14 protein-coding genes and 1 other annotated feature are annotated in these 17,164 nt (G+C 38.7%); all 14 genes read left to right on the top strand.

What is annotated here, in order from left to right; translation table 11 throughout:
* Positions 1 to 352: 352 nt before the first annotated feature.
* The 14 genes from hflK to thrS all read left to right on the top strand — a co-directional run bounded on the left by hflK (position 353) and on the right by thrS (position 17,072).
* Positions 353 to 1,303, top strand: a complete 951-nt coding sequence (gene hflK, locus MF646_RS11615; protein ID WP_250096668.1) for an FtsH protease activity modulator HflK — start codon at positions 353 to 355, stop codon at positions 1,301 to 1,303.
* Positions 1,303 to 2,238, top strand: coding sequence for a protease modulator HflC (gene hflC, locus MF646_RS11610; RefSeq protein WP_250096667.1), 936 nt, complete (start codon positions 1,303 to 1,305; stop codon positions 2,236 to 2,238). Before hflK ends, hflC begins: the two co-directional genes overlap by 1 nt.
* A gap of 259 nt (positions 2,239 to 2,497) precedes the next feature.
* Complete coding sequence (gene polA / locus MF646_RS11605) at positions 2,498 to 5,122, top strand: DNA polymerase I (protein WP_250096666.1); 2,625 nt, start codon at positions 2,498 to 2,500, stop codon at positions 5,120 to 5,122.
* 14 nt (positions 5,123 to 5,136) lie between these two features.
* Positions 5,137 to 5,961 (top strand): DNA-formamidopyrimidine glycosylase, encoded by an 825-nt coding sequence (mutM, locus tag MF646_RS11600; RefSeq protein WP_250096665.1) that lies wholly within the window; start codon positions 5,137 to 5,139, stop codon positions 5,959 to 5,961.
* Between the two features lie 64 nt (positions 5,962 to 6,025).
* Complete coding sequence (gene ytaF, locus MF646_RS11595; protein WP_250096664.1) at positions 6,026 to 6,661, top strand: sporulation membrane protein YtaF; 636 nt, start codon at positions 6,026 to 6,028, stop codon at positions 6,659 to 6,661.
* A gap of 73 nt (positions 6,662 to 6,734) precedes the next feature.
* A complete protein-coding gene (coaE, locus tag MF646_RS11590; protein WP_250096663.1) occupies positions 6,735 to 7,328 on the top strand; it encodes a dephospho-CoA kinase in 594 nt (197 codons plus the stop codon).
* 153 nt (positions 7,329 to 7,481) lie between these two features.
* A complete protein-coding gene (locus tag MF646_RS11585; protein ID WP_250096662.1) occupies positions 7,482 to 8,516 on the top strand; it encodes a glyceraldehyde-3-phosphate dehydrogenase in 1,035 nt (344 codons plus the stop codon).
* A gap of 382 nt (positions 8,517 to 8,898) precedes the next feature.
* Positions 8,899 to 9,279, top strand: a complete 381-nt coding sequence (speD, locus tag MF646_RS11580) for an adenosylmethionine decarboxylase (RefSeq protein ID WP_250096661.1) — start codon at positions 8,899 to 8,901, stop codon at positions 9,277 to 9,279.
* Positions 9,280 to 9,526: 247 nt separating this feature from the next.
* Positions 9,527 to 9,985 (top strand): transcriptional regulator NrdR, encoded by a 459-nt coding sequence (gene nrdR / locus MF646_RS11575; RefSeq protein ID WP_250096660.1) that lies wholly within the window; start codon positions 9,527 to 9,529, stop codon positions 9,983 to 9,985.
* Positions 9,986 to 10,057: 72 nt separating this feature from the next.
* Positions 10,058 to 11,506 (top strand): replication initiation and membrane attachment family protein, encoded by a 1,449-nt coding sequence (locus MF646_RS11570; protein WP_250096659.1) that lies wholly within the window; start codon positions 10,058 to 10,060, stop codon positions 11,504 to 11,506.
* 3 nt (positions 11,507 to 11,509) lie between these two features.
* On the top strand, positions 11,510 to 12,436 hold the full coding sequence (gene dnaI / locus MF646_RS11565; protein WP_250096658.1) for a primosomal protein DnaI: 927 nt from the start codon (positions 11,510 to 11,512) through the stop codon (positions 12,434 to 12,436).
* A gap of 95 nt (positions 12,437 to 12,531) precedes the next feature.
* The gene (gene mqnC / locus MF646_RS11560; RefSeq protein WP_250096657.1) at positions 12,532 to 13,644 is read left to right on the top strand and encodes a cyclic dehypoxanthinyl futalosine synthase; all 1,113 of its coding nucleotides are present in this window, start codon (positions 12,532 to 12,534) and stop codon (positions 13,642 to 13,644) included.
* 242 nt (positions 13,645 to 13,886) lie between these two features.
* Positions 13,887 to 14,747, top strand: a complete 861-nt coding sequence (gene ytxC, locus MF646_RS11555; protein WP_250096656.1) for a putative sporulation protein YtxC — start codon at positions 13,887 to 13,889, stop codon at positions 14,745 to 14,747.
* Positions 14,748 to 14,843: 96 nt separating this feature from the next.
* Positions 14,844 to 15,089, top strand: a binding site (T-box leader).
* A 51-nt stretch (positions 15,090 to 15,140) separates the two neighbouring features.
* The gene (gene thrS / locus MF646_RS11550; protein ID WP_250096655.1) at positions 15,141 to 17,072 is read left to right on the top strand and encodes a threonine--tRNA ligase; all 1,932 of its coding nucleotides are present in this window, start codon (positions 15,141 to 15,143) and stop codon (positions 17,070 to 17,072) included.
* Positions 17,073 to 17,164: the final 92 nt, after the last annotated feature.

Here is a 17,164-nt window from a genome sequence, read left to right as displayed (position 1 = left end):
AAGGGAATCGCTCTTGATGACACTTTTTTTACGAAATATTTACAATTTATTAAAACAAGCTTAACTAAATGTGGCTATAATCTAAGGGAACGGTTTTCATCACTGCTTGGCAAGCTATTACATCTTGCTAATAGTTCAACCCTTTTATTGACATGAGCGCCCCCCTTTGTGCTCATGTCTTTTTTTATTGAGCAATGATTGATAGTAGGTTTTCGGTAAAAAGACCCAAATAGCTTGAAATTTGTACTATAATGAAAAAGAGTGAGATTCTTTAAAAATAAATGAAACCGATTTATTTAAAGAATCGTATATAGAGTTAGAAAAACAAGAACATCAAGGAAGGAATGATAAGATGACAGTAAAGCAATTACTGGTTGGCTTTGGATCTTGTGTTGGTGTCGCAATACTAGCCCTTTTTCTTGCTACAGGTTGGTACATAGTCGACGAATCGGAACAAGCAGCATTAATTACATTCGGAAAAGTAGATGAAACGATTACCGAGCCAGGATTAAAGTTTAAAATGCCATGGCCGATACAAAGAGTTGAGATTTTATCGAGAGGAACTTATAACCTCCAAGTAGGCTATAAGGAAGAAGATGGAGAAGTCGTAGAATTCACTAGAGAAGCGAAAATGATTACGGGTGATGAAAACATTCTTTTTGCTGATTTAGCTGTTCAATGGCGAATAATAGATCCTGAGCAATACTTGTATAGCTCAGTTGATGCCAGGGAGGTCCTATATAATGCGACGTCATCTGCCCTACGTACAGTGATTGGAAGCACAACAATTGATGAAGTCTTGACAGATCAAAGACCTGAAGTAGAGGCACGGGTGTTTGAAAATTTAATTGAGCTATTAGAAATCTATCAAATTGGTGTAAGTATACAAGATGTAAAACTTCAAGATGTAGAACTTCCAACTGAAGATGTTCGTCGAGCTTTTATAGAAGTAACGGATGCTCGTGAGGAACGTCTGACAAAAATCAATGAAGCAACAAGATATCGTAACCAACAAATCAATGAAGTAGAAGGGGAAAAAGATGCGATCATCTCTCGTGCAGAGGGAACAAGAGCAGAACGGATCGAGCGGGCACGTGGGGACGTGGCAAGATTTGACGCTCTCTATAACGAGTATCTTGTTAATCCGGAAGTAACGAGGCAACGCCTTGTTCTAGAAACCCTTGAAAATGTGTTACCAGATACAGAGATTTATATTATGGACAGTAATAGTGATACGGTAAGTTACTTACCAATTAGACCACTAGAGCGGGGACAAAGTTCTGCTGAAGGGGGGAGTAACTAATGAGTGATGAGAATATCGTGGATTTAAATGAACGGCGTCCGAGTGATGAATGGAGAAAATACGCAAAGCTTGGAGCGATCGGTATTATTTTAATTGCGCTTTTAGCAACGATCATTAGTAATCTTTTTATTGTAGAACAAGGGGAATATAAAGTAGTTCGTCAGTTTGGTGAAGTGGTCAGGATTGAAGATGAACCTGGGCTTAGTTATAAAATTCCATTTATCCAAACTGTTTCAACTCTGCCAAAATATCAATTAATTTATGATATCCCACCAGCTGAAATTAATACGAGAGATCAAAAACGGGTACTAGCCGATCATTATGCAGTATGGAGAATTGAAAATCCACAGCTAATGATCTCAAATACAGTCACACAGGAACGTGCGGAAGCAATCATGGGTGAGTTAATCTTCTCGGCAATTCGAGCAGAGTTAGGACAATTAGAGTTTGATGAGATTATTAATGAAGAAGAAACGTCCTCACGTGGTAGTTTCAATGAACTTGTACGTGATCGTGTAAATGAGGCGCTTGAGCGAAACCAGTACGGGATTGTTTTAACAGACGTTCGGATGAAACGAACAGATCTTCCAGAAGAGAATGAAGAAGCTGTATATAGCCGGATGATTTCTGAGCGTCATGCTACTGCGCAAGAATATTTATCACAAGGGGATGCGGAAGCGAACCGAATTCAATCGAACACAGATCGAGAAGTAACAGAAATTCTTGCAACTGCTACTGCCGATGCAAATGAAATTGTCGGGGAAGGGGAAGCCGAAGCGGCACGTATTTACAATGAATCATTCGGCCGTGACACAGAGTTCTATCAGTTGTATCGTACGCTTGAATCATATGAGCAGACAATTGGTGAAGAAACTGTCATTGTTTTGCCGTCTAACTCTCCTTATGCTCGTATTTTGATGGGCTTTACAGAATAATTACTTCAAGAGAGTACCAAAAAGTCAAAGAGAGTACCGAAAAGTCAAAACCGGACTTTTTTGCGAAGAAGTGGTCAATGGCTCCACACGCTGTACGCCTTCCTGAGAAAATCACTCAGGAAGGCTGAAACCAAAACAGCGGCTGCGCACATTGCTGCAAGGGAGTACCAAAAGTCAAAACCAGACTTTTGGTACTCCCTTTTTTCGTGTGCTACAATAACTATATGAAAAAACTGGTTTTTAAGAGAGGGGCATTTAGTTGAAAAAGCTCGTATTAATAGATGGAAATAGTATAGCTTATCGTGCTTTTTTTGCACTGCCATTATTGAATAATGATAAAGGTGTTTATACGAATGCAGTGTATGGCTTTACAACGATGTTACTAAAGATTATTGAAGAAGAGAAGCCTACGCATATGTTAGTAGCGTTTGATGCTGGCAAAACAACGTTTCGTCATAAAACATTTGATGAATACAAAGGCGGGCGTCAAAAAACACCGCCAGAGTTATCAGAACAGTTTCACCTCGTAAGAGAAATGCTTGATGCTTTTAACATTTCTCGTTATGAAGTTGAAAATTATGAAGCTGATGATATCATTGGTACGCTTGCAAAAGAAGCATCAAACAAAGACTTTGAAGTGAAGGTATATTCTGGAGATAAGGATTTGCTTCAGCTCGTCTCTGATAAAGTGACAGTTGTATTAACAAAAAAGGGGATTACAAATGTTGAAGCATATGACGAAGCTCTTATCGCTGAAAAGTACGGGATTAGTCCGAAACAAATCATCGATATGAAGGGTCTTATGGGAGATAGCTCTGATAACATTCCTGGTGTTCCAGGTGTCGGTGAAAAGACGGCATTAAAGCTTTTGAAAGAATTCGGTTCAGTTGAAAAGGTACTTGATTCAATTGATCAAATCTCTGGGAAGAAAATGAAAGAAAAACTAGAAGAGAATCGTGAGCAAGCGTTAATGAGTAAAGAGCTTGCTACCATTTTTGTAGATGTTCCTTTTGAAACACAATTAGATGACCTTAGTTTTGGTGAGTATGAAAAGCAAAATGTAGTTAAATTAATGAAAGAACTAGAGTTTACATCGCTTGTTTCGAAATTTGATACAGACGGTGTTGTGGAAGAAGAATTAGAAGATATTACATATGAAGTGTTAGATGAGGTAACTGAAGAGAACTTGACAAAAGAAGCAGCTCTTATCGTTGAAGTGCTAAGTGAAAACTATCATCAAGCAACTATTGAAGGGTTTGCACTTGTTAATGAAAAAGGTCGCTTTTTTATCAACACAGAACAAGCATTACATTCTCAAGCTTTTGTTGATTGGTTAAAAGATGATACGACAAAAATTACTGTATTTGATGCAAAACGAGCCGTCGTTGCCCTAGGTTGGAAAGGGGTACTCTTAAACGGGGTAACGTTTGATTTACAAATGGCTTCCTATTTATTAGATCCATCGTTGTCGTCTCATGAAATAAGCGATGTAGCTAAGCGCAAAGCAAAGGGACAAGTACAAGAGGATGAAGTTGTTTATGGTAAGGGAGCGAAGCAAAAAGTTCCAGCACAAGAACAGCTAGCCGAACATTTAGTTCGAAAAGCCGATGCGATGCATCAACTCCAACCTATCTTGGAACAAGAGTTAAAAGAGAACGAGCAGGAAAAGCTGTTTAGAGAGCTTGAAATGCCACTTTCCATTATCTTAGGACGTATGGAAACAACGGGTGTGAAAGTTGACAAGGAACAACTTGAGCAGATGGGGGAAGATTTAAATCGACGCTTGAAAGAATTGGAAGAGAAGATTCATGAGCTTGCTGGTGGTTCATTTAATATCAATTCCCCTAAACAATTAGGAGAAGTGTTGTTTGAAAAGTTAGGTCTTCCTCCAATTAAGAAAACAAAAACTGGATACTCAACTTCTGCAGATGTATTGGAAAAATTAGCTGAGGATCATGAAATTGTTGAACATATTTTGCACTACAGGCAGTTAGGAAAATTGAATTCAACATATATTGAAGGTTTATTAAAAGTAACAAAGTCCGAAACAAATAAAATTCATACTCGCTATAATCAAGCCTTAACACAGACTGGGCGCTTAAGTTCTACTGATCCAAACTTGCAAAATATCCCAATACGATTGGAAGAAGGTCGTAAGATTCGAAAGGCTTTTATCCCGTCAGAGACAGGGTGGAAAATCCTAGCAGCTGATTATTCTCAAATTGAATTACGGGTACTAGCTCATATTTCTGGCGATGAAAAGTTAATAGAAGCCTTTTTGTCTGACATGGATATCCATACGAAAACGGCGATGGATGTGTTCCATGTAAATGAAGAAGAAGTTACGGCAAATATGCGTAGAAGTGCCAAAGCAGTTAACTTTGGAATTGTGTACGGAATAAGTGATTTTGGTTTATCACAAAGTCTTGGGATAACGAGAAAAGAGGCCGGGCAATTTATTGAGCGTTATATAGCAAGTTATCCAAAAGTAAAAGAATACATGGATAACACGATTGAAGAAGCTCGGGAAAAAGGGTATGTGTCTACCTTATTACAACGTAGACGCTACTTGGCTGACATTACAAGTCGAAATTTTAATAAAAGGAGTTTCGCTGAGCGAACGGCGATGAATACACCAATTCAAGGAACAGCCGCTGATATTATAAAAAGGGCAATGGTCGATATGGCCGAGCGCCTTGATGCAGAAAATTTCCAAAGCCGTATGCTATTACAAGTTCATGATGAATTGATTTTTGAAGTGCCTGAGAATGAGATGGAAATCATGATGAAGCTAGTACCAGAAGTGATGGAGCAAACGGTTAATTTAGATGTTCCTCTTAAGGCGGATGTCTCTTATGGTGAAACCTGGTATGATGCGAAATAAGGAGAGAACAGAGTATGCCTGAATTACCTGAGGTAGAAACGGTAAGTCGAACCTTGCGTCAATTGGTCATTGGAAAAACCATTGCAACGGTTGATGTATTGTGGGCAAATATAATAAAAAAACCTGATGATGTCGAACAATTCAAGCTTCACTTAATAGGGCAAACGATCCATGAAGTCAATCGACGAGGGAAATTCTTGTTGTTTGTGCTAGATGATATAACGATGGTTTCACATCTACGTATGGAGGGGCGGTATGGTCTTTTTCAAAGAGAAGTAATGCTAACGCCGCATACTCACGTAATTTTCTCTTTCACAGATGGTACACAGTTGCGCTATCAAGATGTACGTAAATTTGGGACGATGCATATTTTTGAAAAAGGAACGGAAGAGAAAACAATGCCGCTGTCTCAGTTAGGAGTTGAGCCTTTTTCTCCGGAATTTACCATAGAGCTGATGGAACGTTCCTTTAAGAACACGACGAGAAATATTAAAGTCGTTTTATTAGACCAGAAAACAGTCGTTGGTCTTGGAAATATCTATGTCGATGAGGCTTTGTTTAAAGCGGGAATTCATCCTGAACGTCAGGCTTCTTCTCTTTCAAATACTGAACTAACACGTTTGCATAATGCCATTATTACTACGTTACAGGAAGCTGTTGATTTAGGAGGCAGTTCAATTAAATCGTATGTAAATGGACAAGGTGAGATGGGAATGTTTCAACAACAACTCACTGTATATGGACGTAAAGGTGAACCATGTGTGCAATGCGGGGCAGAAATTACGAAAAAAGTCGTTGGTGGTAGAGGGACGCACTTCTGCATAAACTGTCAAAAATAAAGTACCATTGGATAGGCTCTTGCCATATACTATCGTATGTTTGAAATGGAAGGGGCTTATCAATATGGTTGAGATTCTCTCCTTATTAGCTATTGCTCTGGCTGTAAGTCTTGATAGCTTTGGAGTTGGTTTAACATATGGACTCCGAAAAATGAAGTTGCCTTGGAAGTCACTCCTTTTTATCGCGGGTTGTTCAGCAACCTCCATTTTGATTGCCATGTATTTTGGAACAGTGATACAGACGTATTTGTCCCCCCGTGTTGCTGAATCGATCGGTGGAGCTATTTTAATTTTAATTGGTGCTTGGGCATTGTACCAAGTATACAGACCCGCTACAAATACAGTGAAGACAAAAGGTGACGAAGTAATACTTAATTTCGAAATTAAAGTATTAGGTGTAGTCATCCGTATTTTACGTAAGCCAATGGTAGCAGACTTCGACAATTCGGGGACCATTACGGGAAGAGAGGCATTGCTGCTCGGGATTGCTCTTTCACTAGATGCATTTGGTGCCGGAATAGGCGCTGCTTTAATTGGTTTTTCACCAGTTTGGATGGCAATTGCTGTAGCAACAATGAGTGCTTTATTTGTTACATTGGGTATGAAAAGCGGCAATCGTTTTTCTGACTCTGCCTGGATGAAAAAATTCTCATTTATCCCTGGTCTTTTACTTATTCTAATTGGGGTGTTCAGCTTATAGGAGTTTAATATCAACTGTGATGTTCGCTCTAGAATATTTTTTGGAGCGAACGAGTTTGAAGGAGAGTTGGCGAATGTTAATCGGATTAACTGGGGGGATTGCTAGCGGGAAGTCTACTGTAAGTGAGATCATACAGTCAAAAGGCATTCCTGTCATTGACGCAGATCAAATTTCTCGTGAAGTTGTAGAGCCTAAAACGGAGGCTCTACAATTAATTAGGGAGCATTTTGGACAAAGTGTTATAAATGAAGACGGTACGTTGGCTAGGAAGAAACTCGGGGAAATAATATTTAAGCATCCAGAAGAACGTCAAATATTGAATCAAATTGTTCATCCAGCTGTACGGAAGCGTATGAGTGAATTAAAGGAGAGGTATGTTGAGGAAGGTGAAAAAACCATTGTCTTCGATATCCCACTCTTATTTGAGAGCGATTTGTTTCATTTAGTGGATAAAGTATTGCTTGTCTATGTAGATGAAGAGACTCAGTTAAAGAGATTGATGAAACGTGATATGGCTGGAGAACAAGATGCTAAACTTAGGATTGCTTCACAAATGCCATTACAAAAGAAGCGAGAACGAGCAGATGCTATCATTGATAACTCCTCTACTGTTGAAGAAACAAGACGGCAATTAGAAGAAATTTTAGACGAATGGACAGTGTCATGAACGAGGCTGACACAAAGGTCAAAGAACGACCTTTGTGTCAGCCTTTTTTTATTTTTTATGAATTTAATAATGTCCTTAAAGATTTAATGTGTTATACTAATTGTGAGAAAAATAGTGCAGAGTATAACCTTATTATAAGGAGGAGTTATTCTAATGAAAAAGAAAGTAGCGATAAATGGATTTGGTCGTATAGGGAGAATGGTATTTAGAAAGGCAATGAACGAGAAGAAAGTAGAGGTTGTAGCAATAAATGCTAGTTATCCTGCAGAAACGTTAGCTCATTTAATAAAGTATGACACGATTCATGGCAAATATAACTTATCAGTAGAAGCAAAAGAGAATGCATTAGTAGTTGATGGAAAAGAAATAAAACTTTTGCAATCACGTGATCCAAGAGATCTTCCATGGGCACAGCTTGGAGTTGATATTGTTATTGAGGCAACAGGAAAGTTTAAAACACAAGAGACTGCTGGTTATCATTTAGAAGCTGGAGCGAAAAAAGTGTTAATCACAGCCCCAGGTAAAGATGAAGATATTACCATTGTGATGGGTGTAAATGAACGCGATTACATCAATGAAGAACACCATATTATTTCTAATGCGTCATGTACGACAAATTGCTTGGCTCCGGTTGCTAAAGTTCTTGATGAGGAGTTTGGAATAGAAAGCGGGCTTATGACAACGGTTCATGCGTATACAAATGACCAAAAGAATATTGACAATCCACATAAAGATTTAAGAAGGGCGAGAGCGTGCGGGCAATCAATAATCCCAACATCGACAGGGGCAGCAAAAGCAATCGCTAAGGTTCTTCCTCAACTAGAAGGAAAATTAAATGGAATGGCGTTACGTGTACCTACTCCAAACGTTTCACTTGTCGATTTAGTTGTAAATGTAGAGAAGGATGTAACTGTTGAAGAAGTAAATCATGTACTTGAAACAGCATCTAAAAACTCATTAAAAGGAATATTAGGTTATACAAATGACCCACTCGTTTCGGTAGACTTTAATGGGGATGAGCAATCATCTATTATTGATGGCTTATCAACAATGGTTATGAATGACAGACAAATAAAAGTTCTTGCTTGGTATGATAATGAGTGGGGGTATTCATGTCGCGTAGTTGACTTGATGAATCTTGTTGCACAAAAATTAAATCAAACAAGTCAAATTCACTCAGCTTCGTAAATGTTGGCAAAAAAGGTACCTTAAGAGGGGGTTATAACCTGAATAAGGTATCTTTTTTGAGTTAAATGATTAGCAGTAAATTGAAATGAATAGTGCTTATCTTTTGTGATATCCTATAAAATAATTGTTGTTCATTACAGTTCAAGGGAAGAAAAGAAGCTTATTATTAATATTTTCCTTAATATAAGGCATCAAAAAGTTTGAAATGTTGCAATCAAATTGACAAAAAACTGTTTTTTGTGAACTTCAATTACAGCCATTCAGAAGCTTTTTCACAAATTGGATTAGGACGGACATCTTTGGATTAACTTTCCCCCGTGTACTTGACATACCTACGTGCTTATAGAAGGCATGAATTTATTGTGAAAGGGGGATTCAACTTATGGAAACTATGGGGCGCCATGTAATTGCAGAATTATGGGGATGTAACGTAGAAAAGTTGAATAATATTGGTTTTATTGAACAATTATTTGTTGATGCTGCATTAAAATCAGGTGCTGAAGTAAGAGAGGTAGCCTTTCATAAATTTGCTCCTCAGGGCGTTAGCGGGGTTGTTATTATTTCTGAATCCCATTTAACAATTCACAGCTTTCCTGAGCATGGTTATGCCAGTGTTGATGTATATACTTGTGGGCACCTTGACCCAAATGTGGCCGCAAACTACATCGCGGAATCATTACGTGCTACGTCAAGCGAAGTAATCGAAGTACCAAGAGGTATGGGACCAATTAAAGTTCAGAAATCAAAAATACAAGCACTATAAGCGAAATAAAGAGGTTGACTCAAAAATATAGCTATCTAAATCCCTTGTAACAGTTTGTGCTAACAAACTAGGTTTAGATGTTACCTTAAGTCAACCTCTTTTTGGTAGCTCACTTTCGTATGTGTCTTTATGTTATGATATACCTATGTAATATGAGTTCTTGTCATACTTCTACTTTTTCTATATCATAAAATAAAGATACTTAACTCAAACGACTGAGTACGATACGGAAAGTGGAGATGATTAAATGCTATGTCCTGCTTGTCATCACAATGGAACTCGGGTACTTGATTCAAGGCCAAGTCATGAAGGGCGGTCCATTCGTCGTCGAAGAGAATGTGAGGAATGTAGCCATCGATTTACGACGTTTGAAATGGTCGAGGAAATTCCGCTAATTGTCGTAAAAAAAGATGGAACACGACAAGAGTTTTCCCGAGAGAAGATTTTAAGGGGATTAATACGAGCTTGTGAAAAGAGACCTGTTTCATTGGATACTCTTGAAAAAATTGTTAATGGTGTAGAAAGAGAACTTAGGGGCTTTGGGAAAAATGAAGTAAACAGTCATGACGTAGGTGAGCTTGTCATGGAAAGATTGGCAGATATTGATGATGTTGCCTATGTTCGATTTGCTTCGGTTTACCGTCAATTTAAGGATATTAATGTATTTATAAAGGAACTAACAGAGTTAATGAATAAGAATGAATAATAGAGCTTAAGCGTAATCGCTACAAGCTCTTTTTACGTGAGGAACTCTTTGTATGTTTTTGGGGGTGAGAGAATGACATGGCATTGGAAAGAATTATTGCCAGTTGATCGGTTTTCTGTGCGGACAAGCAATTTTATAACAGAGATGGACAGACTTACACTAACATTGCTATATCAACCACTAACTGGAGCTATAGCTCATAGCCTATACTTGACATTGCTATCACAATTAGAGAAGGATCAGTATTGGAGCAATGAGTTGACCCACAGACAATTGATGATGTTATTAGGTGTCTCACTGGAGGTTATATACGAAGAACGAAAGAAGCTTGAAGGAATTGGTCTTTTAAAAACCTATAAGCGTAAGGATGAGGATGGTGGGGCAACGTATTTATATGAGTTGCAGCCTCCTATGACGCCAAAACAATTCTTTGAAAATGATGTGTTAAGCGTCTATCTCTTTAATCGGCTTGGGAAATCGCATTATCGTACGCTTCGGGATCGTTTTACATTAGATAAGATTGACCACGACCAATATACGGAAATGACTTATGCGTTTGATGAAGTATTTGTCTCATTGCATCACTCCGAAATGGTCACAAATCTTAAATCTGAGACTGGTAATGCATTAAAAATGGAAAAAGGAAAAGAACTCCTCTCTATTAATGATCAAAACGAAATGATGTTTACTCAATTCGACTTTGATTTACTGGTGAAAAGTTTATCAACTTTTATTGTTCCAGAAGAGATATTAACTAGTGAAGTGAAAAAAACGATTAGTAGGCTAGCCTTCGTTTATAAAATTGAACCGCTTGAAATGAGTAGTATCGTACAGCAAGCTCTTCTTCATGATGAGAAACTAGACTTACTGGAGCTAAGGAAAAAGGCACAAGAATGGTACAAAGTTGAACATGGTAATGAACCACCCGGAATAGGTATGCAAAAGCAACCGGTGAATCAACAAACGATGGCAGGGAAAGAGCCACAGACAGAAGAAGAACGAGCCATAAAATTTTATGAAACGACATCTCCATTGGAACTCCTTGAAATTCGTTCCCACGGTGGGAAAGTAGCAGCTGCTGATGTAAAAATTATTGAGTCGTTAATTCTCGATCACCAGTTGCTCCCTGGAGTAGCAAACGTTCTACTGGATTTCATGTTATATAGCCATGATATGAAATTGTCTAAAGCGCTAATTGATAAAGTAGCCGGTCATTGGTCTAGAAAGAAAGTGAAAAACGTAAAAGAAGCCATGCAGCTTGCCATATTAGAGCAACGAAAAGCAAATGAGGCTAGTACTCAAAAAGTGACCCAAGCTCAAGCTAAGAAGCGAAGCGGTCAACGAAAACAACCGCAAAAGAGAGATAAACTGCCTAAATGGTTGGTTGCAGAGAAGAAAGAACAATCGACTACGGAGTCAAAAGCAAATGAGAACCCTAATCGAAAAAACGAAGATGAACAAAGTTTTGAACAAATGCTGGAGAATTTAAGGAAAAGCAAAGCACAGAAAGGAGGGAAATAAGGTATGGAATCTATTCAATCGGCTTTAAAACAATGGACGAAAGACAAAAACTTAGAACAAAGATTAGAGAATGCTAGAAAATCATTACTTGCAGATCCATTTGTAAAAGGTGCGCTGGATAAAATACCGGTTACCGATGATGCTATTGACCAAGGCTTAATTAAGCTTTATGAATTTAAAAATGAACGTTATAACTGTGAGAATTGTCCTGGTTTAGCAGCCTGTCCTAATATGATGCAAGGCTATCAACCAGAAATTATTTTTGCGCGTAAAGCAATTGACTTAGAGTATCATTCTTGCTCTTTAAAGAAACAAGCAGAAAGTGCAAAGAAACAGCGTCAACTAATGAAATCACTTTATGTTCCAAAAGACATATTAACTGCAACTTTTGATGAACTAGATCTTGATCGAGATCGTGCAGAAGCGAGTCGAAAAGCATTAGAGTTTGTTGTTAATGCAAAGCCAGGTGAAGATGGACAAGGTCTTTATTTTTACGGACCTTTTGGTGTAGGGAAAACTCACCTTATGGGTGCTATAGCAAATGAACTTCGGGAAAGGGAAATCGAATCCTTTATTGTTTACACGCCAGACTTCTTTCGTGAAATGAAACAATCAATTGGAGATGGTACGTTCCAAGAGAAGCTAGATATGGTGAAAAGAGCTCAAGTCCTTATTCTTGATGATATTGGAGCAGAAACAATCTCGGGATGGATTCGAGATGATGTGTTAGGGGCGATTTTGCAGCATCGAATGCTTGAAAACTTACCTACATTATTCACCTCGAATTATGACTACGATGAACTTGAGGAGCATTTAGCCTACTCTGAGCGCGGAGGAATTGAAGAATTAAAAGCGAAACGAATTATGGAAAGAATTAAGCACTATACGACATTTGTAAGGGTTGAAGGAGCGAATCGTCGTGCTAGATAATGAACTTTCTTCCAATAGCTTAGTCCTTACTTTGCGCATGGAGGTAACTATGGTAGGATAACAGTATCCTATATTGAGAGATTCGGAGGTACAACATGAGCATTGATGCTATATTAGAACGTGCCGTGAATGGTGAAAGATTGTCGATGGACGATGTGGTTGCTCTATATGAGAGCGATGAAGTCGAAAAAATGGGAGAGGCTGCCAACCAAATTATGCTGAAATGGCACCCAGAACCAGTGACAACTTTTGTAATTGGACGAAATGTTAACTATACAAATTTCTGTGATACGTATTGTCGTTTTTGTGCGTTTTATCGTGCTCCAGGGCATAAAGAAGGGTATGTTCTTGAAGATGAAGAAATCTTCAAGAAAATACAAGAAACGCTAGATGTTGATGGGACAGAAATCCTTATGCAAGGTGGTACGAATCCTGATTTGCCACTTAGTTATTATACTAATCTATTACGCGAGATTAAGCGGCGTTATCCGGCTATTTGGATGCATTCTTTTTCACCTGCAGAGATTTGGAAGATCGCTGAAGTGTCAGATTTATCAGTTGAGGATGTTTTACGTGAGTTACACGAAGCTGGGCTTGACAGTATGCCGGGTGGTGGGGCTGAAATTTTAACAGAGGAAACCCGTCTACGTGTAAGTCGTTTGAAAATTACGTGGGAGCAATGGATTGAGGCGATGAAAGCTTCAAAGCGCGTTGGTATGCATGGCTCAGCTACGATGGTTATTGGGTTTGGTGAATCTTTTGAAGAGCGTGCTTTGCATCTTCAACGAATTCGTGATGCGCAAGATGAAACTGAATGTTTTACAGCCTTTATTTCGTGGTTATTTCAACCGGAGAATACAGGAATGTATAAGACGAAAAAACTAACCTCGCGCGACTATTTAAAAAATGTGGCGATTTCAAGACTTTTTCTTGATAACATTCCAAACTTCCAGTCTTCTTGGGTAACGATGGGACCAGAGGTAGGAAAGTTGTCACTTCAATACGGTTGTAATGATTTTGGGAGTACAATGATGGAAGAAAATGTTGTTTCTGCTGCAGGTACGACTCATAAAGTAAATACAAATGAAATTCTACGTTTGATTCGCGAAGCTGGGAAAATTCCAGCACAACGTGATACGAAATACAATATTTTACGTGTGTTTGATGATAAGGAAACAGCAGCAAAAGATTTTATTATGCAAAACTAAAAACCATCTATTCTCTAACATTGCTTTTCTATAAAGACCGACCATTGTGTCAGGTCTTTTTTTTGTATAGGTGAATACCAGTTAGCTTAGTTATGAGTTTTAATAGCCCCTTCAAATGAAAAATACAATTTGTAATCATGTTTTTCTCATCTCAACATAGGATGGAAGTAGAGCCTGTCTGAAATGACGAAAAAGATGATGTTCACATAGAGGTGTTCGTTATATGTAAGGGGGAGTAAGCGTTGATAGCAATCCATTTTGAAGAAAGCTATGATTGCAAGCAGCTGTATAATCAGCTGACAGCGTATATCCAAAAGTACGCTGAGTACGGCTTAGGTGGAGCTGTGAGAGCAGAAGGTGAAGATACGATTATTCTCAACTATGAACACAAACATATCGATTTTTATGATTCGTTTCATCCTCTGCTAGCTTCTGTGTTAACCGATTATGTTATTAGTTCAAAGGAGGATGGGTGGCTATTAGATATCATTGAAACTATGTTCTACTTTCATGATGAGGAAGAACAGGAACAGATTCTTACGATTGCTCGATCGATTCTAGAAGGTGATCGCAACGATCTTCCACAGATGAAATCGTTTTTTAATCGAAGGGAGTTTATTTATCAAGCATTTTCTAATCATTTGGAAGAGGATACAACCTTTTATTATGAACCATTTCTTACATTTCGCTTAAGAGATTATGGAGAAATCTTAATTGATTGTGTGGAGATGGCTATTGATGAGTATATGCTTGAGCAAGAATATCAAAATATGATTGAAGACTTCCGACAGTTTGTCCAGTTCAAGCGTCCGAAGTTAGAGATGGTTTACATTGTTCATGATGAAACATTCACGTTCTATGATGAACATTTTCGTAGAATGACACGAGAAGAATTGCTGTTCCATCTTCAGGACGATCTCGTTTTTGAACAAGAGGTAGATATAGAAGATATGGTTATTAGTCCTTTAGTAAGCATGGTGCCAAGACTTGTTCATGTCTTCTCAGATGATCCTGACCATGGAGTGATTTTATCAATTCAAGCCATTTTTCAGGAACGTATGAAGCTTTATCCGTTAAAAGCATATGATAAAGAATGGAGTTAACATCGTAAATAAAATAGAGCGGCTGCGCCATTTTTTGTTTGCCACTTGATTTTCTAAACAAGGCTCCCTATAATACTACATATCACAGTCAAACATGTAAGAGTCTTGATGAGGACATGAGGCGTTGTATCAGTTTTCAGAGAGGGAAGCATTTGCTGAGAGCTTCCTAACTAGAATAACGTTCTTACCACCTCTGAACTGCGGCAGGGAAACACATAAAGTGGAATATCTGGCGCCGGTAACAACCGTTATTTTGTATCTTGAGGAGATTGATTTTGTTTTCTTTTGAAAATAAAACTTTCTCGAACAAGGGTGGAACCACGAACTACACTCGTCCCTTCTATATGGAGGGATGGGTGTTTTTTATTTTAGATTAAGAAGGAGTGGACAAGCATGGCCGATGTTAAGATTACGTTTCCAGATGGTGCAGTCAAGGAGTTTCCAAGTGGAACGACGACAGAAGAGATTGCAGCGTCGATCAGTCCAGGGTTAAAAAAGAAGGCAATTGCCGGAAAATTGAATGATACATTACTTGATTTACGTACACCAATTACGGAAGATGGGGAAATTGCCATCGTGACACCTGATTCAGAAGAGGCACTTGAAATCGTTCGTCACAGTACAGCTCATGTAATGGCTCAAGCGATCAAACGTCTATACAAAGATGTGAAGTTAGGTGTAGGCCCGGTTATTGAAGGTGGGTTCTATTATGATATCGATTCAGAAGAGTCACTAACACCTGAAGACCTTCCGAAGATTGAAAAGGAAATGAAGCGTATTATTTCAGAAAACCTTGAAGTAAAACGTATCGAAGTATCACGTGAGGAAGCAATTCAAAAATATAAAGAAATTGACGATGAGTACAAGTTAGAGCTTATTGAAGCAATTCCTGAAGGGGAAATGCTTACAATTTATGAGCAAGGTGAATTTTATGACCTTTGTCGCGGAGTGCATATCCCATCAACGAATAAAATTAAAGAATTCAAGTTATTAAGCTTAGCGGGTGCCTACTGGCGTGGAGATAGCAAAAATAAAATGCTTCAGCGTATTTACGGCACAGCGTTCTTTAACAAAGAAGATTTAAAAGAACATCTCCGCTTACTTGAAGAAGCAAAAGAGCGTGATCATCGTAAGCTCGGCAAGGAACTAGGGATTTTTGCTTTATCGCAAAAAGTAGGACAAGGCCTGCCGCTTTGGCTGCCAAAAGGAGCAACCGTTCGTCGAATCATTGAACGTTACATCGTGGATAAAGAAGAACGCCTTGGTTATCAGCACGTCTATACACCTATTTTAGGAAGCTCTGAGCTGTACAAAACATCCGGACACTGGGACCATTACAAAGATGATATGTTCCCTGTTATGGAACGCGATAATGAAGAGTTTGTCTTGCGTCCTATGAACTGCCCTCATCACATGATGGTGTACAAGCAGGAGATGAGAAGTTACCGTCAACTCCCACTACGTATTGCTGAACTTGGTATGATGCATCGTTATGAAATGTCTGGTGCCGTTTCCGGGCTTCAACGTGTTCGTGGGATGACGTTAAATGATGCGCACATCTTCTGTCGTCCTGATCAAATTAAAGATGAATTTTTACGAGTTGTTCGACTCATTCAAGAGGTTTACAAAGACTTCGGTATTGAAAAGTATAAATTCCGCCTGTCTTATCGTGACCCTGAAGATACTGAAAAGTATTTTGATGATGATGAGATGTGGAATAAAGCACAAAGCATGCTAAAGGATGCGATGAATGAGCTTGAAGGAATTGAGTACTTCGAAGCAGAGGGAGAAGCGGCATTCTATGGTCCGAAGCTTGACGTTCAAGTGAAAACAGCACTTGGAAAAGAAGAAACATTGTCAACGGTTCAGCTAGACTTCTTATTGCCTGAACGTTTTGATTTAACTTATGTTGGAGAAGATGGGCAACAACATCGTCCCGTCGTTGTTCACCGTGGGGTTGTATCAACAATGGAGCGCTTTGTTGCTTTCTTACTTGAAGAGTACAAAGGGGCATTCCCGACTTGGTTAGCTCCAATACAAGCACAAATTATTCCTGTTTCTAATGATGTGCACCTTGAATACGCGAAGAAAGTACAAGAAGAACTCCAAGCAGTAGGAGTTCGAGTGGAAATTGATGAGCGTGATGAAAAGCTTGGCTACAAGATCCGTGAAGCACAAATGCAAAAGATTCCATATATGCTCGTATTAGGCGATAAGGAACTGGAAGCAAAAGCTGTGAACATCAGAAAGTATGGTGAGCAAGATTCGGCATCTGCTTCATTAGAAGAGTTTGTACAGCAAATGAAGTTAGAAGCTAGGAAGTAGAAGAGAATATTCAAAAAGGGAAAATCACCCTTATTCATAGAGAGAGCGAATAAGTTTGCGATGGCTCCGCGCGCCGTGCGCCTTTTAGGAGA

Source organism: Halalkalibacter alkaliphilus, from assembly GCF_023555415.1.
Lineage (GTDB): Bacteria > Bacillota > Bacilli > Bacillales > Bacillaceae_D > Halalkalibacter > Halalkalibacter alkaliphilus.
This window is presented reverse-complemented; position numbering and strand designations above follow the sequence as displayed.

Excerpts from the sequence above, each read along its gene's own strand:
- dnaI (WP_250096658.1), top strand. The coding sequence starts at position 11,510 with ATGGAATCTATTCAATCGGCTTTAAAACAATGGACGAAAGACAAAAAC.
- MF646_RS11585 (WP_250096662.1), top strand. The coding sequence starts at position 7,482 with ATGAAAAAGAAAGTAGCGATAAATGGATTTGGTCGTATAGGGAGAATG.
- coaE (WP_250096663.1), top strand. The coding sequence starts at position 6,735 with ATGTTAATCGGATTAACTGGGGGGATTGCTAGCGGGAAGTCTACTGTA.
- mqnC (WP_250096657.1), top strand. The coding sequence starts at position 12,532 with ATGAGCATTGATGCTATATTAGAACGTGCCGTGAATGGTGAAAGATTG.
- hflC (WP_250096667.1), top strand. The coding sequence starts at position 1,303 with ATGAGTGATGAGAATATCGTGGATTTAAATGAACGGCGTCCGAGTGAT.
- ytaF (WP_250096664.1), top strand. The coding sequence starts at position 6,026 with ATGGTTGAGATTCTCTCCTTATTAGCTATTGCTCTGGCTGTAAGTCTT.
- nrdR (WP_250096660.1), top strand. The coding sequence starts at position 9,527 with ATGCTATGTCCTGCTTGTCATCACAATGGAACTCGGGTACTTGATTCA.
- MF646_RS11570 (WP_250096659.1), top strand. The coding sequence starts at position 10,058 with ATGACATGGCATTGGAAAGAATTATTGCCAGTTGATCGGTTTTCTGTG.
- thrS (WP_250096655.1), top strand. The coding sequence starts at position 15,141 with ATGGCCGATGTTAAGATTACGTTTCCAGATGGTGCAGTCAAGGAGTTT.
- hflK (WP_250096668.1), top strand. The coding sequence starts at position 353 with ATGACAGTAAAGCAATTACTGGTTGGCTTTGGATCTTGTGTTGGTGTC.
- speD (WP_250096661.1), top strand. The coding sequence starts at position 8,899 with ATGGAAACTATGGGGCGCCATGTAATTGCAGAATTATGGGGATGTAAC.
- mutM (WP_250096665.1), top strand. The coding sequence starts at position 5,137 with ATGCCTGAATTACCTGAGGTAGAAACGGTAAGTCGAACCTTGCGTCAA.